General features: G+C 74.6%; 22 protein-coding genes. 7 read left to right on the forward strand and 15 right to left on the reverse strand.

Going from position 1 to position 18,866, the window contains the following annotated elements; genetic code table 11:
- Nucleotides 1–48: 48 nt before the first annotated feature.
- The 5 genes from ACIBST_RS01875 to ACIBST_RS01895 all read right to left on the reverse strand — a co-directional run bounded on the left by ACIBST_RS01875 (nucleotide 49) and on the right by ACIBST_RS01895 (nucleotide 5,201).
- A complete protein-coding gene (locus tag ACIBST_RS01875; RefSeq protein WP_397168216.1) occupies nucleotides 49–1,155 on the reverse strand; it encodes a mandelate racemase/muconate lactonizing enzyme family protein in 1,107 nt (368 codons plus the stop codon).
- Between the two features lie 370 nt (nucleotides 1,156–1,525).
- Entirely contained in the window at nucleotides 1,526–2,485 is a 960-nt protein-coding gene (gene ppk2 / locus ACIBST_RS01880; RefSeq protein ID WP_397168218.1) for a polyphosphate kinase 2, read from the reverse strand.
- A gap of 103 nt (nucleotides 2,486–2,588) precedes the next feature.
- Nucleotides 2,589–3,665: a phosphate ABC transporter substrate-binding protein PstS gene (gene pstS, locus ACIBST_RS01885; RefSeq protein ID WP_397168220.1), complete on the reverse strand. Its 1,077-nt coding sequence runs from the start codon at nucleotides 3,663–3,665 to the stop codon at nucleotides 2,589–2,591.
- Between the two features lie 68 nt (nucleotides 3,666–3,733).
- The gene (locus tag ACIBST_RS01890) at nucleotides 3,734–4,441 is read right to left on the reverse strand and encodes an alpha/beta fold hydrolase (protein ID WP_397168222.1); all 708 of its coding nucleotides are present in this window, start codon (nucleotides 4,439–4,441) and stop codon (nucleotides 3,734–3,736) included.
- Nucleotide 4,442: 1 nt separating this feature from the next.
- Nucleotides 4,443–5,201 carry a DinB family protein gene (locus ACIBST_RS01895; RefSeq protein ID WP_397168223.1) on the reverse strand — a complete coding sequence of 253 codons (759 nt, stop codon included), beginning with the start codon at nucleotides 5,199–5,201 and terminating at the stop codon, nucleotides 4,443–4,445.
- Nucleotides 5,202–5,273: 72 nt separating this feature from the next.
- On the opposite strand from ACIBST_RS01895, the gene ACIBST_RS01900 reads away from it, so the two are divergent.
- Nucleotides 5,274–6,230, forward strand: coding sequence for a helix-turn-helix transcriptional regulator (locus ACIBST_RS01900; RefSeq protein ID WP_397168224.1), 957 nt, complete (start codon nucleotides 5,274–5,276; stop codon nucleotides 6,228–6,230).
- Here ACIBST_RS01900 and nhaA read toward each other — a convergent pair.
- Nucleotides 6,227–7,441 (reverse strand): Na+/H+ antiporter NhaA, encoded by a 1,215-nt coding sequence (gene nhaA / locus ACIBST_RS01905; protein WP_397168226.1) that lies wholly within the window; start codon nucleotides 7,439–7,441, stop codon nucleotides 6,227–6,229. The two genes, ACIBST_RS01900 and nhaA, sit on opposite strands and share 4 nt — an antisense overlap.
- A gap of 101 nt (nucleotides 7,442–7,542) precedes the next feature.
- Nucleotides 7,543–7,689, reverse strand: a complete 147-nt coding sequence (locus ACIBST_RS01910; protein WP_397168228.1) for a hypothetical protein — start codon at nucleotides 7,687–7,689, stop codon at nucleotides 7,543–7,545.
- A 96-nt stretch (nucleotides 7,690–7,785) separates the two neighbouring features.
- Between ACIBST_RS01910 and ACIBST_RS01915 the strand changes: the two genes are divergently transcribed.
- Both ACIBST_RS01915 and ACIBST_RS01920 read left to right on the forward strand, forming a co-directional pair.
- Entirely contained in the window at nucleotides 7,786–7,935 is a 150-nt protein-coding gene (locus ACIBST_RS01915) for a hypothetical protein (protein ID WP_397168229.1), read from the forward strand.
- Between the two features lie 179 nt (nucleotides 7,936–8,114).
- Nucleotides 8,115–8,447, forward strand: a complete 333-nt coding sequence (locus ACIBST_RS01920) for a YnfA family protein (RefSeq protein WP_352325964.1) — start codon at nucleotides 8,115–8,117, stop codon at nucleotides 8,445–8,447.
- Here the strand turns inward: ACIBST_RS01920 and ACIBST_RS01925 are convergent.
- Together ACIBST_RS01925 and ACIBST_RS01930 are read right to left on the reverse strand one after the other, a co-directional pair.
- Nucleotides 8,425–9,114: a glycosyltransferase family 2 protein gene (locus ACIBST_RS01925; protein WP_397168231.1), complete on the reverse strand. Its 690-nt coding sequence runs from the start codon at nucleotides 9,112–9,114 to the stop codon at nucleotides 8,425–8,427. The two genes, ACIBST_RS01920 and ACIBST_RS01925, sit on opposite strands and share 23 nt — an antisense overlap.
- Nucleotides 9,111–10,091, reverse strand: a complete 981-nt coding sequence (locus ACIBST_RS01930) for an NAD-dependent epimerase/dehydratase family protein (RefSeq protein ID WP_397168233.1) — start codon at nucleotides 10,089–10,091, stop codon at nucleotides 9,111–9,113. The genes ACIBST_RS01925 and ACIBST_RS01930 overlap by 4 nt, the downstream gene beginning before the upstream one ends.
- 128 nt (nucleotides 10,092–10,219) lie before the next feature.
- On the opposite strand from ACIBST_RS01930, the gene ACIBST_RS01935 reads away from it, so the two are divergent.
- From ACIBST_RS01935 to ACIBST_RS01945, 3 genes are read left to right on the forward strand one after another with little or no spacing between them, the layout of a single operon-like run.
- Nucleotides 10,220–11,560, forward strand: a complete 1,341-nt coding sequence (locus tag ACIBST_RS01935) for a glycosyltransferase 87 family protein (protein ID WP_397168235.1) — start codon at nucleotides 10,220–10,222, stop codon at nucleotides 11,558–11,560.
- Nucleotides 11,561–11,601: 41 nt separating this feature from the next.
- The gene (locus ACIBST_RS01940) at nucleotides 11,602–12,273 is read left to right on the forward strand and encodes a TIGR04282 family arsenosugar biosynthesis glycosyltransferase (RefSeq protein ID WP_397168237.1); all 672 of its coding nucleotides are present in this window, start codon (nucleotides 11,602–11,604) and stop codon (nucleotides 12,271–12,273) included.
- Complete coding sequence (locus ACIBST_RS01945; protein WP_397168238.1) at nucleotides 12,270–12,881, forward strand: class I SAM-dependent methyltransferase; 612 nt, start codon at nucleotides 12,270–12,272, stop codon at nucleotides 12,879–12,881. Before ACIBST_RS01940 ends, ACIBST_RS01945 begins: the two co-directional genes overlap by 4 nt.
- A gap of 97 nt (nucleotides 12,882–12,978) precedes the next feature.
- On the opposite strand, the gene ACIBST_RS01950 is transcribed toward ACIBST_RS01945, so the two are convergent.
- From ACIBST_RS01950 to ACIBST_RS01965, 4 genes are all read right to left on the reverse strand, one after another.
- Nucleotides 12,979–13,431, reverse strand: a complete 453-nt coding sequence (locus ACIBST_RS01950) for a PepSY domain-containing protein (RefSeq protein WP_397168239.1) — start codon at nucleotides 13,429–13,431, stop codon at nucleotides 12,979–12,981.
- A gap of 143 nt (nucleotides 13,432–13,574) precedes the next feature.
- Nucleotides 13,575–14,423: a GNAT family N-acetyltransferase gene (locus tag ACIBST_RS01955; protein ID WP_397168241.1), complete on the reverse strand. Its 849-nt coding sequence runs from the start codon at nucleotides 14,421–14,423 to the stop codon at nucleotides 13,575–13,577.
- A 64-nt stretch (nucleotides 14,424–14,487) separates the two neighbouring features.
- On the reverse strand, nucleotides 14,488–15,534 hold the full coding sequence (locus tag ACIBST_RS01960; protein ID WP_397168243.1) for a methyltransferase: 1,047 nt from the start codon (nucleotides 15,532–15,534) through the stop codon (nucleotides 14,488–14,490).
- A gap of 113 nt (nucleotides 15,535–15,647) precedes the next feature.
- Complete coding sequence (locus tag ACIBST_RS01965) at nucleotides 15,648–16,535, reverse strand: hypothetical protein (RefSeq protein ID WP_397168244.1); 888 nt, start codon at nucleotides 16,533–16,535, stop codon at nucleotides 15,648–15,650.
- A gap of 164 nt (nucleotides 16,536–16,699) precedes the next feature.
- On the opposite strand from ACIBST_RS01965, the gene ACIBST_RS01970 reads away from it, so the two are divergent.
- On the forward strand, nucleotides 16,700–17,314 hold the full coding sequence (locus ACIBST_RS01970) for a peptide deformylase (RefSeq protein WP_397168245.1): 615 nt from the start codon (nucleotides 16,700–16,702) through the stop codon (nucleotides 17,312–17,314).
- Between the two features lie 13 nt (nucleotides 17,315–17,327).
- On the opposite strand, the gene lexA is transcribed toward ACIBST_RS01970, so the two are convergent.
- Nucleotides 17,328–17,987 carry a transcriptional repressor LexA gene (gene lexA, locus ACIBST_RS01975; RefSeq protein ID WP_397168247.1) on the reverse strand — a complete coding sequence of 220 codons (660 nt, stop codon included), beginning with the start codon at nucleotides 17,985–17,987 and terminating at the stop codon, nucleotides 17,328–17,330.
- Nucleotides 17,984–18,805 (reverse strand): lysostaphin resistance A-like protein, encoded by an 822-nt coding sequence (locus ACIBST_RS01980; RefSeq protein WP_397168248.1) that lies wholly within the window; start codon nucleotides 18,803–18,805, stop codon nucleotides 17,984–17,986. Before ACIBST_RS01980 ends, lexA begins: the two co-directional genes overlap by 4 nt.
- Nucleotides 18,806–18,866: the final 61 nt, after the last annotated feature.

Below are 18,866 nucleotides of genomic sequence, written 5' to 3' on the forward strand. Positions count from 1 at the left end.
GGAGCCGGGGACCGGGAGCGACGCGTCCCGGCCCCCGGCTTGCGTGCGTCAGACGGTCCAGTGGGCCGTGGACAGGGCGCGGACGGCGTCCTCGTCCACCTCGACGCCGAGGCCGGGGCCGGTGGGCACCAGGGCCGTGCCGTCCGAGACCTCCACCGTGGAGCCGCCGACGTACGCCGAGCGCACGAACTGGCGGCCGTTGAGGTCGACCGGGGTGTCCACGCCGAACGCCGCGAACAGGTGCAGCGAGGCGGCGAACCCGAGGTCGGTGTCCGTCAGCCCCGAGCCCATGATGCGCAGCCCGGCGTCCTCGGCGAGCTGGCACAGCCGGCGCGACAACGTCAGCCCGCCCGACCGCTGCACCTTGGCGATGGCGATGTCGACGGCGTCGAGCTTGACGAACGTGGCCAGGTCGGAGGGGTGGCGCAGGCTCTCGTCGAGCGCGACCGGCAGCGGACTGTGGTCGCGCAGCCGGCGCAGCCCGGTGACGTCGTTGGCGGGCAGCGGCTGCTCGAACGCCGTGACGTCCAGGTCGGCCAGCCGGCGGGCCATGCGCAGCGCGCCGTCCACGGTGTAGGCCTGGTTGGCGTCCACCCACAGCGGCGCGTCGGGGGCCGCATCCCTGACGGCCGCGACGACGGACAGGTCCGTCGCCTCGTCGTGCAGGCCGACCTTGACCTTGAACGCGCGGTAGCCCTCCGCCTGCCCCTCCTCGACCGCCTTCCGCACCTCGCCGGGCGTCTGACCGGCCACGATCCAGCCGAGCGTGATGCGGTCGCGGCGGCGCTGGCCCCACAGCACGCCGAGCGGCACCCCGAGGGCGCGGCCGAGCAGGTCGTGCAGGGCGATGTCGAGCGCGGACTTGGCGATGGGCGACCCGATGGTCAGCCCGCGGTTGATCACCTTCTCGTAGGCCGCGCAGGCGCCGTCCAGGTCCCAGGCGGGGCGGCCGAGGAGGGCGGGGGCCAGGTAGCCGGCGATCGTCGTCGAGATCGACTCCACGGTCTCGTACGTCCAGGCGGGCGTCGGCGTGGCCTCGCCCCACCCGGTCACCCCGCCGGCCGTCACCTTGACGAGAACCCGCTCGGCGGGCTTCCCCTCGGTGGTGACGTTTCCCCCCGAAATACTGAACGAACGGATGGACGGCAATTCCACGACGAATATCTCAATACGCTCGACGACCAGCGACTTCATCATTCTCCAATGAGCAGGAATTCATGCTTACCCGAGCATTTAAGCCTCCCGAATCTAGCACGCCGTAATTGATTTCAGAATCAACGGCAGGAATTCATGCGGCCCTTTCACCGGGCCCCTCTGGCCGCATCCGGACGTTGACCGGCGACCCGGCCGGGCGCAGGCGCCACGCTCGTCGAGTACGCCAAGGAGCGCGCGCCTTCGCGCTCGGAGTACGCGAAGCTGTCGGCCGGCCACGACGGCCTGCGCGACACCACCGGCGAGAACATCTTCTGGGCATGTTCTCCGGCTCCACGCCGAAGACCGCCGGCCGCCCGCCGGAGCCGGGCGGTCACGGGTCGGTGCCCTGGGAGGCGACGTGGTCCTCGTCGAAGATGTCCCCCGCCGAGATCACGATCCGCGGGTCGGGCACGCCGACGACCTCCTCGTCCTTGTCGTCGTAGTCGAAGAGGCTGAGCACGTGGCGCATGGCCTCCAGCCGGGCGCGCTTCTTGTCGTTGCTCTTGATGACGGTCCAGGGCGCCGACTCGGTGTCGGTGTGCAGGAACATGTCCTCCTTGGCCTGGGTGTAGTCGTCCCATTTGCGGAGGGAGGCCAGGTCCATCGGCGACAGCTTCCACTGCCGCACCGGGTCCACCTGGCGGATGATGAACCGGGTGCGCTGCTCGGCCCGCGAGACCGAGAACCAGAGCTTGACCAGGTGCAGCCCCGAGTCCACCAGCAGGTCCTCCAGGCGGGGCACCTGCTCCATGAACTCCAGGTACTCGTGCACGTCGCAGAAGCCCATGACCCGCTCGACGCCCGCCCGGTTGTACCAGGAGCGGTCGAACAGCACGATCTCCCCGTTGGCCGGCAGGTGGGCGATGTAGCGCTGGAAGTACCACTGGCCGCGCTCGCGCTCGCTCGGCTTCTCCAGCGCGACCACCGTGGCACCGCGCGGGTTGAGGTGCTCCATGAAGCGCTTGATCGTGCCGCCCTTGCCGGCCGCGTCGCGCCCCTCGAACAGCACCACCAGCCGTCTGCCGGTGGCCTTGATCCAGTACTGCAGCTTGAGCAGCTCGATCTGCAGCAGCCGCTTGTCCCGCTCGTAGACCTCCCTGGACAGGCGCTCGTCGTAGGGGTAGTGCTGCCGCCAGGTGTCCACCGGCCGTCCGTCGGCGCGCATCAGCACCGGATCGTCGTCGTCGCCGTCGTCCACCCACAGCCCGGGGGTGGTGTCGAGCAGTTCGCTGTGCTCCGCGGCCGCCAGGGGGGCGAGGACCACGGGCTGCTCGTCGCCTGGACCGGTCATGCGGCCCGCGACCGGATGTTCGCGTTCATGGCGTCCTCTCTTCACCGGACGCGGCCGGCTAATCGTGCCGGCGGGCACTGTTCCGGAAAATCCCGCGGGCCGTTCAGCTCGTGGCTCCCAGGCGGCCGCGCACCTGGGCGAGCAGGTCGTGCGGCAGCGGGGCGTAGCCGTACAGGGCCAGGTAGGACTGGCCGGCGTCGCCGGCGGCGTAGCCGAGGAAGGCGCGCGCCAGCGGGTCCGCGCGGCCCGCGCAGACGATCTCGTACGTGACCTGCACGATCGGGTAGGCGTCGGGGACCGGCCGCCGGTGGTCGAAGGTCAGCAACAGCCCGCGCTCGCTGCTCTCGACCGTGGCGCCCTGCAGGGCCTTGCTGGCGCTCTCCGGCGACAGCGCGACGAACTGCCCGGCGGCGTTGCGGACGTCCGCGGTGCTCAGCCGGGCGCTGCCGGCGAAGCCGTACTCGACGTAGCCGATGGAGTCCCCGGTGTGCTGGAGCACCTGGGTCATGCCGCTGGAGCTGGTGACGCCCTGGCCCGCGCCGGTCCACGTCCGGGACGGCTGGTGCGGCCAGCCGCCGGTCGCCCGCAGGAACTCGGTGAGGTTCTGGGTGGTGCCGGACTGGCCGGAGCGGTGGAAGACGTGGATGCGGGCGGCCGGCAGGCGGTGACCGGGGTTGTCGGCGGCGATCTCGGGGGCGTTCCACCTGGTGAGGCGGCCGGTGAAGATGCCGGTCAGGGTCGCCGGGGAGAGCCGCAGGCCGGGCACGGAGGGCAGGTTGTAGGCCACCGCGACCGGGGCCACCACCATCGGCAGGTGCTCGGCCCGGCCGCCGCAGCGCCGGTCGGCCCGCGCCTGCTCCTCCGGGGTCATCGGCACGTCCGAGCCGGCGAACGCGCTGCGTCCCGCGATGAAGTCCTCGATGCCGTGGTCGGAGCCGTTGGCCTCGTAGACGACGCGCAGTTCGGGGTGGACGCGCTCGAACTCGCCGGTCCAGGCGTCCATGGCTCCTTTCTGCGCGGTCGAGCCCGAGCCGTGCAGCCACGCGACCACCGGCTCGGGAGCGGCGCCGTCCTCGCTGCTCATGCTCAGGAACACGGCCCCGGCCGCGGCGGCGGCCCCGCCGACCAGAACGAGCACGGCGACCAGGACCGACTTGGCCGTCCATGTCAGCCTTGCCATTGCACAAGGCTATGAACCGGACGCGTCCGGACCCATCATCCCGGGGTCAAGCCCCCGGACACGAAGGGTTACCTTGTCGCCAAGCCGCCCGGCGTCCCGTCGGCCGCGGCGGCCAGGAGGCGGGCCAGCTCGACCGGCCTGGTGAACATGGGCCAGTGGCCGGAGTCGAGGTCGACGAGGTCGAGGTGCTTAGCCCGGCCCAGCTCGGCGACCTGCCCGCCGCCGATCCACTCCCGTGCCTGCGCGGGGCTGAACTCGGGGCACACGACGACGGCCGGCACGTCGAAGCGCCGCTCGTCCGTCAGCCGGACCACGCCCTTGGCCACCCCCTCGGGGACGGGGACCGCGGCGGCGGCGAACCTCTCCCTTGCCTCCTGGTCGAGGTCGGCCGAGTCCGGCCCCTCGAAGGGCTCCCATCCCGGGAACGGCATGGCGCCGTCCACGGCCTCGAAGAAGTCGGCGTAGGCGTCGCCGTCGGCGGCGGGAAAACCGCCGATGAAGGCGACCTTGCCCACCTTGTCCGGCCGCGCGTCGGCGGCCAGCCAGGCCAGCGTGCAGGCCGCGGAATGGCCGGCCACCAGGGGCTTCCCGTCGGCCGCGTCCACGGCGGCGAGCACCGCCGCCACCTGGTCGGCGAGCGTGGCGGCGGCGTTCCCGTCCCCCTGGCCGGGGAGGGCGACCGGCACGGGACGGTGGCCGAGCGCCTCGATCGCGGGCGTCACCTCGTCCCAGGCGGAGGCGTCGAGCCAGAGGCCGCCGATGAGCAGGATGTCCATGTCAGTCTTCTTTCTCCAGTGCGTTCAGGTCGCGTTCCGCGTAGAGCCGGTGTTCCCATTCCTCGGTGAGCACGATGTGCAGGCACTCCTTGAGGGGGAACCCGGCCAGCCGCGGCCAGCCGGGCTCGTCGCGGGTGACGTGTGAGGCGAGCAGCTCGGGGGTGAGCGAGGCGATGACCCGGCCGACCATGGCCCGGCGGTCGCGGCGGACGGCGAGCACCTCCGCCAGCGGCGGCCGGGCCGCGCGGTCCCACGGGACGCCGTCCCAGCCGGGGGCCTCGTCCCACGGCAGGTCGAGCGGGTGCCACGGCGAGGGGTCGCCCAGGATCATCCGGCCGACCCAGGCGGCCGAGGCGAAGTTGAGGTGCCGCAGCGTCTGGACGAAGGACCATTCGCCGTCGACGCGCCGGTGCAGCGCCGCCTCGGGGAACGTCGCCGCGCGGGCGAGGGTGCCGGCCCACAGCCGGTCCAGGATCGCCCACGCCTCGACGAAGCCTTCGGGGTCGTCGGGACGCATCCGGGCGCGCTCGGGCATGCGGCGGTTCAGCTCGGCCTCGACGAGGGGGGCGATGTCCACGCCGTTCACCACGACGTTGCGCAGCTCGCCGCTGATCTCGACGTCGACGAGCTCGGCGCCGCTCACGCGCACGCCGGACAGGTCGGCCGCGCGGACGCGGACGTCGCGCACGTGCAGCCGGGTGAACGTGGCCCGCCGCACGCTCACGCCTTCGACCTCTGGTTCTTCCCGGGATTCGGTCATGACGCCACACGGTAGGACGTATTCCGGACGTTCTACTTCCGGTTCCTGCCGTGACCGTTCTAGTCTGCTCGGATGCCGACCGAACTCAGCCCCACCGCGCGGGCCCTGCGCGCCATGGAGGTCCTCCGGCAGCGTCCCGGCGTGACGGCCGGTGAGCTGGCCGCGGCCCTGGGCGTGACCGAGCGCGCCGCCCGCCGGTACGTCGGCATCCTGCGCGAGGCGGGCATCCCCGTCGAGTCGGCCAGAGGCCCCTACGGCGGCTACCGGCTCGGCCGCGGCACCAGGCTGCCGCCGGTCGCCTTCACCGAGCCCGAGGCACTGGCCCTGGTCATGGCGGTGCTCGACGGCCAGCCGGCCGCCACCGACGCCGACGACCTGGTGGGCACGGCCCTGTCCAAGGTCATCCGGGCCCTGCCGGAAGGCGTCGGACGGCAGGCCGCCGCGCTGCGCGAGCACGCCTCCGCCGCGCCCGACCGGTACGCGGCCCGTCCCGGCGTCGCCGTGACCAGCGCGCTGGTCGCCGCGTCCGCGGGCCGGCGGCGCGTCCGCATCGCCTATCGGAGCGGGTCGGGCACGGAGTGGGAGGCCGAGGTCGACCCCTGGGCGGTCGTCGTCCGGTACGGGCGCTGGTACCTGCTGTGCCACTCCCACCGCGCCGGCGCGATCCGCACCTACCGGGTCGACCGCGTCCGGGCCGTGCACGAGACCGTCCACGGGTTCCGGCCGCCCGACGGGCTGGACCCGGTGGCGGCGCTGGAGGAGAACCTGGGCGCCGGATGGGCGTACGCGGCCCGCGTGGTCTTCGACGCGCCCCTGGCCGAGGTGGCGCCCTGGGTGCGCCCGCCCATGGGACGGCTCGAACCGCACGGCGAGGGCTGCGTGCTGGTCGGCAGCACGGGCAACCCGGCCATGTACGCCCAGGAGTGGCTGCCGGCCGTGCCGTTCGCCTTCCGCGTCGAGGGCGGGCCTGAACTGCGCGCGGCGGTCGCGAGCCTGGCCGCCCGCCTGGCCGCCGCGCTGCCCGGCTAGGCCGCCCGCGCGACCGTCCGGTGCCGGCGGACGCGCGCGCCGAGGATCAGGGCGGCCAGTACGGACGCCGCCGCCGAGGCCAGCAGGATCGCGCCCTTGGCCTGCGTCAGGTGGCCCGGCCCGGCGTAGGACAGCTCGGCGATCAGCAGCGAGACGGTGAAGCCGATGCCGCCCAGCACACCGACCCCGGCGATGTCGCTCCAGCCCAGCCGCGGGTTGAGGTGGGCGCTGGTGAGCCGCGCGGTGAGCCAGGCGGCGCCGACGATGCCGAGCGGCTTGCCGGCCAGCAGCCCGGCCAGCACGCCCCAGGTCACGGTCCCCGTCCAGAAGCCGCCCGCCCCCGACAGGGAGATCCCGGCCGACAGCAGCGCGAACACCGGCAGCACCACCCCGGCGCAGAACGGCCGCAACGCGTGCTCGGCGCGCTGCGAGGGCGGCTCCTGCTCGCCGGCGCGCGGCCTGGTGCGCATCAGCAGGCCCATCGCGACGCCGGCGATGGTCGCGTGCACCCCGCAGGCGTGCACCAGGGCCCAGATCAGCACGGCGAGCGGCCCGTACAGCAGCCAGGCGGGCAGCGCGCGGCGCACGGCGGTGACCGCGCGCCCCCGCCCGTGCTGGAGGTACGCCCACACGCACAGCGCGGCGGCGGCCCCGGCCAGGGCGGCGAGGTTCAGCCCCGAGGTGTAGCCGACGGCGATCACGACGACCGCGCACACGTCGTCCACGGTCGCCAGCGTCAGCAGGAACGTGCGCAGCGGGGCGGGCAGGCCGCGGCCCACGACGGCCAGGACGGCGAGCGCGAAGGCGATGTCGGTGGCCATCGGCACGCCCCAGCCGCGGGCCGCCTCGCCCGGCGCGGCGGCGTTCACCGCCAGGAACAGCAGCGCAGGCACCACCACGCCGCCGAGCGCGGCCACCACGGGCAGCGCGGCGCGGCGCGGGTCGCGCAGCTCGCCGTGCACGAGCTCCTGCTTGAGCTCGTTGCCGACGATGAAGAAGAACACCGCCAGCAGCCCGTCGGCGGCCCACGCCTGCGCGCTCAGGCGCAGGCCCAGCCCCTCCGGGCCGAAGGACCACGTGCGCAGGGCCTCGTAGGAGCCGGCGAGGGACGAGTTGGCCCAGGCCAGCGCGGTCAGGGCGGCGACGATGAGCAGGACGCCGCCGACCGCGTCGGAGCGCAGGGCAGTGATGATCCGCGAGGAGGCAGACATGAAGGGAGAACTCCAGGACGGTACGGAAACGATCGGGCCGCCCAAGGCGCGGCCCACGGCCCCACGGCGACCGCCCCCGGATCACGCCGGGGTGCGGGCGCTCAGCGTCCCTGCGGCGGGCGGATGCCCGCGATGATGCCCCACGTGCTGACGTAGCCGTTCGTGCCGATCGGACGGAACTCCAGCGGGCGCAGCGGACGACCGTGCCGCTCACGCGCGAGGCAGAGGCAGGGGCGGGTTATGTGCACCTTGCCTCCCGTTTGTCCGATCGTGTCCTCCTCCTACCCTACAAGTTCCCGCCGCCCCTTGAATCCGGTACCCGGGTACGGGGTTACCGTCGGCACATGACCGCAGACCTGCCCCTCTCCCCCGGCTGGACGCCGTCCGCCTGCACGCTGCCCACCGCCGAACGGCCGCTGCGGGTGGCCGAGTTCGGCGAGCTGTTCGCGCGCACCGCGCGTACCCGCCGGGGACCGTCGCGCTGCTCACCGTGATCAAGGCCGCCCAGCGGCTCGGCTTCACCCGAGATCGCCGCGCGGATCGCCGACCTGGCCACCGTCCGGGAGTCGCTGACGCAGGTGGTCGCCGCCGGCTGCGACAGCCTGACCGGCTGCACCGGCCCCGGCTGCCCCCTCCCCGCCGCCGCCCGCGCGGATGCGATGTACTGACCGTCATGACGATGATCCGCTCGCTGCTGCTGTTCGCCCTGGCCGCGCTCGCCGAGATCGGCGGCGCGTGGCTGATCTGGCAGGGCGTGCGCGAGCAGCGCGGCCTGCTGTGGATCGGCGGCGGCGTCGTCGCCCTCGGCCTGTACGGCTTCGTCGCCACCCTCCAGCCGGACGCCAACTTCGGCCGCATCCTGGCCGCCTACGGCGGCGTCTTCGTCGCCGGGTCCCTGGTGTGGGGCATGGTCGCCGACGGGTTCCGCCCCGACCGCTGGGACGTCGTCGGCGCCCTGATCTGCCTGGCCGGCGTCCTGGTCATCATGTACGCCCCGCGCGCCTGACCCCGTCCCCGGGGTGCGCGTCCGCCATGACGCGGCGCATGTCGGCGACGGCCCGCAGCGTCCCGCGCAGGGTGCCGGTCACCTTCGAGCGGCCCGCGCGGGGCAGGTAGTCCACGTCCGTCTCGCCGATCCGCCAACCGGCCGCCGCGGCGCGCAGCACCGTCTCCAGCGGGTAGCCGAAGCGGCGGTCGGCCGTCCCGAGCGACAGCAGCGGCACGCGGGCGGCGGCCCGCATCGGCCCGAGGTCGCGCAGCGCCACCCCGGTGCGGCGGCGCAGGCTCCGGGCCAGGACGGCGTTGCCCAGCCGGGCGTGCACGGGCCAGACGCCGGCGCCGCGCGGCCGCCGGCGTCCGAGCACGAGGTCGAGCTCCCCGTCGAGGACGGGCCCGGCCACCCGGGGAAGCTGGGCGGGATCGAGCGAGGCGTCGGCGTCCATGAAGCAGACCAGGTCGGCGGAGGAGGCCAGCAGCCCGGCGTGGCAGGCGGCCCCGAACCCGCGCACGGGCTCGGCGACCACCCGCGCCCCGAGCTCGCGGGCGACCCGCGCCGAGCCGTCGGTGGAGCCGTTGTCGACGACGATCGGACGGTAGCCGGCGGGCATGCGGCCGAGCACCCAGGCGAGCGCGGCCTCCTCGTCCAGGCAGGGCAGGATCACGTCGATCGTCATGACCGGGCGAACTCCGTCATCCCGGACTCGAACCCGATCGCGGCGCGGAAGCCGAGCTCGGCCTCGGCCCGCCGGGGCGAGGCGACGATGTGCCGGACGTCGCCCAGCCGGTAGCCGCCGGTCACCCGCGGGCCCGGGCCGCCGCACCCGGCGGCGAGCACGCGGGCCATCTCCCCCACGGTGCGCGGCGTGCCTGAGGCGATATTCCAGGCCCTCAGCCCGCCGGGCGGCAAGGACGCGGTCAGGGCCGCCAGGTTCGCCCCGGCCACGTCGCGCACGTGGACGAAGTCGCGGAGCTGGCGGCCGTCCTCGAACACCGCCGGCGCCCGGCCGGCCCGCAGCGCGGAGCGGAAGATCGCGGCGACCCCGGCGTACGGGGTGTCGCGCGGCATGCGGGGCCCGTAGACGTTGTGGTACCGCAGGGCCGCGACGGCCCCGCCGGTCTCCCTCGCCCAGTTGGCGGCCAGGTGTTCCTGGGCGAGCTTGCTGGTGGCGTAGGCGTTGCGCGGATCGGTCCGGGCGTCCTCCTCGATCGGCGCCCAGCTCAGGGGCTCGCCGCAGCGCGGGCAGGGCGGCTCGAACCGGCCGCCGTCCAGGTCGTCCGCGGTCCGCGGGCCGGGCCGGACGTCGCCGTGCGCGGCGCAGGCGTAACGTCCCTCGCCGTAGACCACCATCGAGGAGGCCAGCACCAGCCGGGTGATCCCGTGCCTGGCCATGGCGGCCAGCAGCACGGCGGTGCCGAAGACGTTGACGCAGGCGTAGGCGGGCAGGTCGGAGACGTCCACGCCGAGGCCCACCTTGGCCGCCTGGTGCACGACGGCATCGACGCCGGGCAGCAGCGCGTCCAGGGCCGCGGCGTCGCGCACGTCCGCGCCGGTCCGCGTGTCGAGGCCGACGACGTCGTGCCCCGCCGCCTCCAGGGCCTCGGCGACGTGCCCGCCGATGAAGCCGGCCGAGCCGGTGACCATCACTCTCACGCCGCCGACGGTAGCCGCCGGGCCGGGCGGGCCCAAGCCGCGTTCGCGGTTCGTAAGGGTTCTTACGAACGGCGAACGTCAACCGCCGCGGCCCCCTCACACCGGCCCCGGGATGCGAGGCTGCCGCCGTGGACCGGAAGACGACGGCGGCCGCCGGGACGCTCGCCGCCCTGGCGGCCGTGGTGCTGCGGCTGGTGACGGGCCCGCCGCACCTGGGCTGGTACCTGGCGGCCTGGGCGCTGTTCGCAGCGGCGCTGTGGCAGGCCGCCCGGCTGCCGGAGCGGCGGGCGGCCGTCCTGGTCCTGGCCGGCGGGATCACGCTCGCCGCGACCGGCCTGGCGGCCCCGCCGAGCAGCAGCACCGACTCCTTCCGGTACGCCTGGGACGGCCGGGTGCAGGCCGCCGGCATCTCGCCCTACGACCATCCGCCGGCCGACCCGGCGCTCGTCCGGCTGCGCGACGACTGGCTCTTCCCGGCCGCCTGCGACGCCCCGGCCCTGTGGCCCCTGCCCGGCGGCGGCTGCACCCGGATCAACCGCCCCACCGAGCCGACGATCTATCCGCCGGTCGCGCAGGGCTACTTCCTGCTGGTCCACTGGCTGTCGCCGGACGGGGTGCGGCACAAGGCGCTCCAGCTCGGCGGCTTCGCGGCGGCCGTGGCCGTGCTGGCGATCCTGTGCCGGGCGGCGGGGGCCCGGCGGGCGGCGTCCTGGGCGTGGTGCCCGGCCGTGCCGGTGGAGGCGGTGAACAACGCGCACGTCGACCTGCTGGGCGTGCTGCTGGTGGTGCTCGCCTTCACCGCCGTGCGGGGGCGCGGGGCGCTGCTCGGCGCGGCCGTGGCGGCCAAGCTGCTGCCCGTGACCGCGGTGCCCGGCGCGCTGTCGGGGGTGCTGTCCCCGGGCAGGGGGCCGGGTGGGGGTGTGGCCTGGCGGCGGGCGCTCGGCGTCGTCGTGCCCGCCGGGCTCGTGATCGCGCTGTCCTATCTGCCGTACGTGCTGGCCTCGGGCGCCTCGGTGGCGGGCTACCTGCCGGGTTACCTCAAGGAGGAGCGCTATGACGGGCCCGGCGGCGGGAACCGCTACGCCGTCCTGCGGCTGCTCGTGCCGGACGGGTGGGCGCCCTGGGCCGCGGTCGCGCTGCTCGGCCTGGTCGTCCTGGCCGTCCTGCGGTACGGCGACGCCGGGCGGCCCTGGCGCGGCGCGCTGCTGGTCAGCGGCTCCCTCCTGCTGCTGTTCACCCCCGGCTACTCCTGGTACGCGCTGCTCGTCGTCGCCCTGGTCGCGCTGGACGGCCGGTGGGAGTGGCTGGGCGTCGCCCTGGCCGGCGCGGTCGCCTACACCGCCGGCCCGGCGGCCCCGGACACCCCCGGCACCCCCGCGTACGCCGTGGCCGCCCTGGCCGTGCTGGCCGGCTGGGCTGTGCGCCGGTCTCGCGGCGATCACCTGCTGTCATCGGCACGGAAGGACTGAGGAAGCTGAGCCGTCCCACGTTCGAGCACCTGCCGCAGATCGTGCTCATCGCCAAGGAGCCCGTGGCCGGGCGCGTCAAGACCCGGCTGACGCCCCCGTACAGTCCGGCCGAGGCCGCCGCGCTGGCCGAGGCCGCGCTCCGCGACAGCCTGCGCGCCGTCGCCGCGACCCCCGCCGCCCAGCGGGTCCTCGCCCTGGACGGCCTGCCGGGCCGCTGGCTGCCCCCGGGTTTCGTGGTGATCCCGCAACGCGGCGCCGGCCTGGACGAGCGCCTGGCGGCGGCCTTCGCCGACACTCACCGGCTGCGGCCGGGACCCGTCGTGCTCATCGGCATGGACACCCCGCAGGTCACCCCCGACCTGCTGCGCGTGGCCGGGGAGGCGCTGGCGGACCACGACGCGGTGTACGGCCCGGCGGCCGACGGCGGCTTCTGGCTGCTGGGGCTGCGGCGGCCGGACCCGGCGCTGCTCCTCGGGGTGCCGATGTCGCACCCGGAGACCGGCAAGGTCCAGCTCGACCGGCTCGTCCGCGCGGGCCTGACCGTCCACCACCTGCCCGAACTGATCGACGTCGACACCGCCACAACCGCCACCGAAGTGGCCCACCAGTCCCCCACCACGTACTTCGCCACCACCCTCCGAACCCTGCACCGCGAACAGGCGGCCAGGCCGGTGACCGAGGAGAGCCGGGCCACCGGGAGGCCGGGCCGATGATCGGGGAGATCTATGCGGCCGCGCTCGCGGGTGAGCGTGCCGAGATCGAGTACCTGGACGGCACCCGCGCCGAACTGGCGACCGCGCGCTGGTCGGCGCCGATCGACGGCGACGAGGACATCCTGAGCCACTGCCGCAGCCCCACGCTGGACATCGGCTCCGGCCCCGGCCGGCTCACGGCGGCGCTGACCCGGCGCGGCGTCGCCTCGCTCGGCATCGACGTCACGCCGCACGCCGTCGCCCTGACCCGCCGGGCGGGCGGGTTCGCCCTCCTGCGGGACGTCTTCGACGACGTCCCCGGCACCGGCCAGTGGGCGACGGCGTTGCTCGCCGACGGCAACATCGGCATCGGCGGCGACCCCGCCGCCCTGCTCCGCCGGGTCCGGCAGCTCGTGCGGCCGGACGGCACCGTCCTGGCCGAGATCGCCCCGCCCTGGACGCGCAGCCGGGTCGACCGGGTACGCCTGCGCCGGGGCGCGCATATCGGGGAGTGGTTCGGCTGGGCGACCGTCTCAGCGGCCGACATCGGACGCCTGGCCACGAACGCGGGATTCACGTCCACCCACTGCCACCCGGCACACAACCGCTGGCTGGCCCACCTCCATTAGCCCCCAAGGCCCACCCGGCACTGGGATCCAGCGCCGGGTGGGGGCAACCCAGGGCGCACCGGGGTCAGCGGCCGGGCGGACGGACGGTTGGCGGCGCTCAGTCGTCGTCGGCGTCGTCGTCGCTGCCGGCCTTGCCGTGGTCGTCGGCGTCGTCGTCGCCCTTGGCGGTCTGGTTGTGGTCGCCGTCGGTCTTGGCGGTCTGGGCGGCCGTGGGGTCGTCACCGTGGTCGTCGGATTCGTCGTCGGTCTCGTCGGTGAGGACGGTGCCCTTGGCGGCGTCCACGGTGATCTCGCGCTCGGTGCCGTCGGCGGCGTCGATGTCGATCTCCCAGACCTGGCCGGCGTCCTCGTTCTCCAGTTCGGCCGAGGTGACCTTGCCGCCCGGCACCTTCTCCAGCGCCGTCTTCTCGGCCTGCTCCCGGGCGACCGCCGGAGCCGGCGCGGACGTGGGGGCAGAGGCGGGGGCGGACGTGGGGGCAGAGGCGGTGGCGAAGGCGGTGCCGACGCCGGCGGCGAGCACACCGGCCGTGGCCAGTCCAGCGATGATCATAGGCTTACGCATGCGGAATCACTCCGTCGGTTCGGTCGTCGTCCTGACGCCTCCCAGAGTGGCCGCCAGGACGATAGCGACGAACTGCGACAACCCTAACGTCCGGTTAAGACGCCGAACGGCCCCCGCAACCCCCGACGGACCTACTCGTAACGGGCGCGGCGGGCGATCTTCTCGAACCCGAGACCGCCGAAGAGCGCGGCCGAGGCCGGGTTGTTGACGTTGACGTCCAGGAAGACCTGGCCGGCGCCGCCCTCGCGCATACGTCCGAGAGCCGCGACGGCGAGCGCCCGCGCGAGCCCGCGCCGCCGCCACCCCGGCACGGCCCCGACCTGGACCAGGAACTCATCCGCGCACGTCACGAACCCGACGGCGACGTCCCCCTCGAACGCCACCAGCGAGCACCCCGGCAGGAACCCGTCGTCGACCAGCCAGTCCACCCACTGCTCCCGCGTCCACCCGGGAAAGCCCGGACGGTCGGCGAAGGACGCGGAGTACGCCTGGTGGAACGCTCCTTCGGTGAGGGGCGACCACTCCTCGACCGTCACCTGCGCCGGCATCGGGACGTCCGGCAGCGGCCGGGCCAGGTCGCGCCGGAAGACGTCCTCGGCGAACGTCTGGCGGAACCCGCGCGCCAGGAAGAGCTCGTGCGCCTGCGGGGTCAGCGACTCGGTCTCCAGCCGCACCTTCCCGGGCTCGGCGGCCAGCCGGTCGAGCAGGCCCGACCCCAGCCCCCGTCCGCGGTGGTCGGGGTCGACCAGGCCGGTCGCCGCCGACGTCTCGCCCGCCTGCCGCACGGCCCCGCAGGCCACCAGCCGCCCGTCCGTGAACGCGCCCACCGCGATGCCCGTGATGTACCGGCGTTCCAGGAAGGAGGGCGACGCGGTGGCCGGGAGCCCGCCGTCGTGCGCCGCGCACCTGCCGGCCAGCCCCGTGATCGCCGGCAGGTCCGTGGCGGACAGCGCGGCCCATTCGAGGTCGATGGTCACCATGGTCTCCTTCGCATGGGGATGATCAAGTATGTCACCACGCGGGGCCGCTCCGGAGAAGAGCCGGTCAGCCGCTTCGGGGGACGCAGTCGAGGACGACGTTGCCGAGCGGCGTGTGACGCACCCCGGCCACGTCCAGCCCGGCCGCGTCGGCGAGCGCGGCGTAGTCGGCGACGGTGCGCTCGCGGCCGCCGCTGATCACCAGCATGCGCAGGTCCATCTCGGCGAACATGGCCGGGTCGTCGCCGGCGCCGCCGCGGGACTCGATCACGACGACCCGTCCGTGCGGCCCGGCCGCGTCGGCGCAGCGCCGCAGGACGCGCGCGGCGTCGGCGTCGTCCCAGTCGTGGATCACGCGCCTGAGCACGTAGACGTCGCCGCCCGGAGGCAGCGGCTCGAAGAAGCTCTGGCCGGCGAACGCGCACCGCCCGTCCAGCCCGAGCCCGGTCAGGTGCCGCCGGCCCCGCTCCAGCGTGTCCGGCAGGTCGACGAGCGTGGCCCGCAGCCCCGGGTGGGCCCTCAGCATCTCGGCGATCAGCGCGCCGGTGCCGCCGCCGACGTCCACGACGTGCCGTACGCCGGACCAGTCGTACCCCTCTGCCGCGTCGGCGAGGTCGTCGGCGCCGGCGGCCATCAGGGCGTCGAACGACTCGCCGACCTGCCGGTGGGCGGCCAGATGGCGCCAGATCGGGGCGCCGTGGACGCTCTCCCACGCGGGCCGCCCGGTGCGGACGGTGTGCAGCAGGCCGGTGAACGCGACGTCCATCTGCCCGCCGAAGCCGTCGAGGTCGAGCCGGTCGCGCATCATGGAGGGATGGCCGGAGGCCAGCAGCGCGGCGGGCTCGTTGACCGCGAACACGCCGGGCTCCCGTTCGGCGTAGACGCCGTGGCAGGCGAGGTGGCGCAGCATCCGGCCCAGGGCGTCGGGGTCGGCGCCCGACCGGCGGGCCAGCTCCTCGACGGGCAGCTCGTCGCCGCCCATCAGATCGGTCAGGCGCAGGGTGGCCGCGACGCGCACGGCCATCGGGGTCACCATGTCCGTGACGGGGGCCAGCACCTCCCACGCCGCCTGCCACGCCGTCGGGTGGACGGTCTCGTCGCCGGTGCCTGTCACGGCCGCAGCCCCCTTCTCCCGAAAGGATCAAGGCTCGCCCGCAACCTACCACGCGATCCCCGGCCCGTCCCGCCGCGCGCACCCTGGCGCGGGGGCCGCCTCCGGGGAGTGCGTCAGCCCAGGAGCCTGGAGAACAGTGATCCGAGGCCGAGGCCGCCCAGGAGCGACGCCGGCCGGTCCTGCTCGGCGGTCGCCGCCGCCGACAGGGGCACGTCGGCTGCGGGGCAGGCCGCCGGGGGCCGGCCGGTCAGGACGTCCAGCGTCCTTCTGACGCCGAGCGCGTCGAGCAGCGACACCCGGGACGACGAGGCCGTGACCGACATGCCGTCGTCGCCGGCGCGGATGGTCGAGGCGCCGTCGGTGACGCACGTCTCGGGCCGGTTGACCAGCGCTTCGAGCACCGCCGTGGCTCCCGCGGCGTCCAGCAGGGACGACGGCTCGGCCTCGGCCGACGACCCGGCGGCCGACGTGCCGGTCTCAGCCCAGCCGGTGTCCGACGTGACGGTGTCCGACGTGCCGGTGTCCGACGTGACGACGTCCGACGTGCCGGGAGCCGACGTGCCGGGGGCAGGGGGGCAGCCCAGGGCGTCGGCGACGAGCGGCTCCAGGATCCGGCGGGCCAGCGTGTCGCCGTCCGCCGCGGTCGGCCGGGCCTCCTGCGTGCCGCCGTCCGGCCTGCTCACCCCGATCTCCTGCTCGACGTCGAGCAGGAAGGCGTCGAGCACGCCGGGGAACTCGGCGGCCTCGGCGAACGACGCGTCCGCCGAACGCGGCAGCGCCCCGGGCCGGTCCGCCGGGCGGACGAGCCCTTGCAGGAACGTCCGCACGGCCGAGGTGTCGAGCAGGGTGCCCGCCGTGACCGAGGGCCCGCCGGTGATCTCCAGCCGGGCGGCGAAGCACGGAGCGGCGGCCGCGCTGCCGTCCTCGGCCGCCGCCGGGCCCGCCGCCGTGAGCAGCCCCGTTGCGGCCAGGCCGAGGACGGCGATCGTTCTCTTGCACATGGGTGTCTCCCTGCGACGTTACGTGATCATCCGCAGCGATCATTACCCATTGCAGTGGATCAACTACTCTATGAATGTTTCTAGCCCTCTTTACCCGCCGAAACCGGGTCACCGGGCATGCTCTACCGTCTGCTGAGCGAGCGACGTCGAGCGGAAGGACCCCCATGAGCCCCCTGAACGGCATCGGCCGGAGCGCCGAGGAGCTGACCGAGCGGGTGCACGCCCTGCTCGCCTCCCCCAGGCCGTGGTCGGTCACCCAGATCGGCGACCCCGTGCTGCGCAGGACCGCCGAGCCGTACGACGGCCAGCTCTCCGACGCCCTCCTGCGCGAGCTGCTCGACGCGATGTTCCGGCACCTGCCGGGCGTGGGGGTGGGCCTGGCCGCGCCGCAGGTCGGCATCCCGCTGGCGCTGGCGGTCATCGAGGACCCGGCCGAGCTGCCGCCCGACCTGGCCGCCGAGCGCGAACGCGTGCCGCAGCCGCCGCTGGAGCTGGTCAACCCCGTCGTGACGCCCGTCGGTTCCGGTTTCCGGGCGTTCTACGAGGGATGCCTCAGCGTGGAGGGGCTGACCGCCGTCGTCCCGAGGCACGCGCGGGTGCGGCTGTCGGCCCTCGACGGGGACGGCCGCCCGTACGAGATGGAGCTGTCCGGCTGGCCGGCCCGCATCGCCCAGCACGAGACCGACCACCTGAACGGCGCGATCTACCTCGACCGCGCCGACCTGCGCTCGCTGTCGACCACCGCCAACCACGAGCGTCTCCTGGCCCCCCGGCCCTGACGCCGCCGCCGGGTCACACGCTGCGGATCACCGAGACCACGATCCCCAGCACCACGGCCCGGTCGCCGTCGATGACGGCGTAGCGGGGGTTGCGCGGTTCGAGCCGGACGTGCCCGTCGCGCCGCCGGTAGACCTTCACGGTGGCCTCGCCGTCGATCATGGCGGCGACGATCTGCCCGGAGTGCGCCTCGGGCTGCTGCCGCACCACCACGATGTCGCCGTCGCAGATGGCCGCGTCGACCATCGAGTCGCCGCGCACCCGCAGGCCGAACACGGTGCCGCGGCCGGTGAGGTCGCGGGGCAGGGTCAGGGTGTCGTCGAGGTGCTCGTCGGCGAGGATGGGCGTGCCCGCGGCGATGTCGCCGACCACGGGGACGCTCACCAGCCCGGCGGGCGGCTCGGCCGACGGCGGCCGCAGGAACAGGCGCACGTCGATCGGGCGGGTCATCGTCGCGCCGCGGCTGAGGAAGCCCTGCTCCTCCAGGCTCCTCAGGTGCTTCGAGACCGACGAGGGCGAGCGCAGCCCGACCGCCTGGGCCAGCTCGCGGGTGCTCGGCGGGTATCCGTGCCTGACCACCCAGTCGCGGATCGCGGCCAGGATCCGCTGCTGTCGTCGCGGCAGGGCCGAGACGTTCAGGTGCTCGAACGTGTCATGGTCGTCGTAGGTGGTCACAGAGGAATGCTAGAGGCCGGCCGGCCGGAGCGGTGGCGGCCTCCGGCGGAACGGGCGATCCCGGCCGCGAGGGCGCAGGCCGCCGTGCCCGCCAGGACGAACAGCCCGGTGTCGCCGGCCAGGTACTCGGCCACCACCACGGGCCGGTCCGTCGCGACGGCGTGCTCCAGCAGCAGGGCGAACGTCGCGTTGTGCGCGAAGTGGGCCAGCACGGCCGGCCACACGCTGCCGGACATGACCCGCAGGTACCCGAAGAGGAACGAGAACGCGATCACCGACCCGCCGAACAGCGGCAGCACGACGGCCCGCGACCCCTCGGCGTGGTAGTACGGCGTGAACAGGATGTACGGCAGATGCCAGGCGATCCACACCACGCCGGTGACGAGCATGGACGCGCGCTCCCCCAGCCAGGCGAGCCGGGGCTGCAGGTAGCCGCGCCAGCCGATCTCCTCGGCGAAGGCCAGGATCGGCCCGGTGACGAGCACGGCCGCCACCGACTGCGCCCAGTCGCCCCGCGGCGCGGTGAACCGTCCGAACCCCAGGACGACCGCGCCCGCCGTGGCCAGCAGGCACACCCCGGCGGTGGCGGCGACGGCGGCCGGCCAGGCGCGCAGCCCGGCCCGGCCCAGGCCGAGGCGGCGCAGCCCGTCCCTGGAGCAACCCTCCCGGGTGACGACGAACAGCAGCACCAGCACGGTGAGCAGCGGCGACAGGGCCAGCACCAGCCCCTCGGCGACGCGCGCGGTGGCCGCCGAGACGGCGAGCACGAGGACGATGTAGACGATCGACGTGACGCGGTCGTCGAGCTGTCGGAACATGGGCGGACCTTTCTCCGGGGGCGGGCCCCGCCAAGTGTTCAGGAGCCTGCTCCCGCCGCCC

Origin of the sequence: Nonomuraea sp. NPDC049684 (assembly GCF_044465345.1) — a bacterium.
GTDB lineage: Bacteria > Actinomycetota > Actinomycetes > Streptosporangiales > Streptosporangiaceae > Nonomuraea.

What these genes read in the sequence shown, in the direction of transcription:
- ppk2 (WP_397168218.1), bottom strand. Translation starts at nt 2,485, where the DNA reads ATGACCGGTCCAGGCGACGAGCAGCCCGTGGTCCTCGCCCCCCTGGCG.
- pstS (WP_397168220.1), bottom strand. Translation starts at nt 3,665, where the DNA reads ATGGCAAGGCTGACATGGACGGCCAAGTCGGTCCTGGTCGCCGTGCTC.
- ACIBST_RS01890 (WP_397168222.1), bottom strand. Translation starts at nt 4,441, where the DNA reads ATGGACATCCTGCTCATCGGCGGCCTCTGGCTCGACGCCTCCGCCTGG.
- ACIBST_RS01895 (WP_397168223.1), bottom strand. Translation starts at nt 5,201, where the DNA reads ATGACCGAATCCCGGGAAGAACCAGAGGTCGAAGGCGTGAGCGTGCGG.
- ACIBST_RS01900 (WP_397168224.1), top strand. Translation starts at nt 5,274, where the DNA reads ATGCCGACCGAACTCAGCCCCACCGCGCGGGCCCTGCGCGCCATGGAG.
- nhaA (WP_397168226.1), bottom strand. Translation starts at nt 7,441, where the DNA reads ATGTCTGCCTCCTCGCGGATCATCACTGCCCTGCGCTCCGACGCGGTC.
- ACIBST_RS01915 (WP_397168229.1), top strand. Translation starts at nt 7,786, where the DNA reads ATGACCGCAGACCTGCCCCTCTCCCCCGGCTGGACGCCGTCCGCCTGC.
- ACIBST_RS01920 (WP_352325964.1), top strand. Translation starts at nt 8,115, where the DNA reads ATGACGATGATCCGCTCGCTGCTGCTGTTCGCCCTGGCCGCGCTCGCC.
- ACIBST_RS01925 (WP_397168231.1), bottom strand. Translation starts at nt 9,114, where the DNA reads ATGACGATCGACGTGATCCTGCCCTGCCTGGACGAGGAGGCCGCGCTC.
- ACIBST_RS01945 (WP_397168238.1), top strand. Translation starts at nt 12,270, where the DNA reads ATGATCGGGGAGATCTATGCGGCCGCGCTCGCGGGTGAGCGTGCCGAG.
- ACIBST_RS01950 (WP_397168239.1), bottom strand. Translation starts at nt 13,431, where the DNA reads ATGATCATCGCTGGACTGGCCACGGCCGGTGTGCTCGCCGCCGGCGTC.
- ACIBST_RS01955 (WP_397168241.1), bottom strand. Translation starts at nt 14,423, where the DNA reads ATGGTGACCATCGACCTCGAATGGGCCGCGCTGTCCGCCACGGACCTG.
- ACIBST_RS01965 (WP_397168244.1), bottom strand. Translation starts at nt 16,535, where the DNA reads ATGTGCAAGAGAACGATCGCCGTCCTCGGCCTGGCCGCAACGGGGCTG.
- ACIBST_RS01970 (WP_397168245.1), top strand. Translation starts at nt 16,700, where the DNA reads ATGAGCCCCCTGAACGGCATCGGCCGGAGCGCCGAGGAGCTGACCGAG.
- ACIBST_RS01980 (WP_397168248.1), bottom strand. Translation starts at nt 18,805, where the DNA reads ATGTTCCGACAGCTCGACGACCGCGTCACGTCGATCGTCTACATCGTC.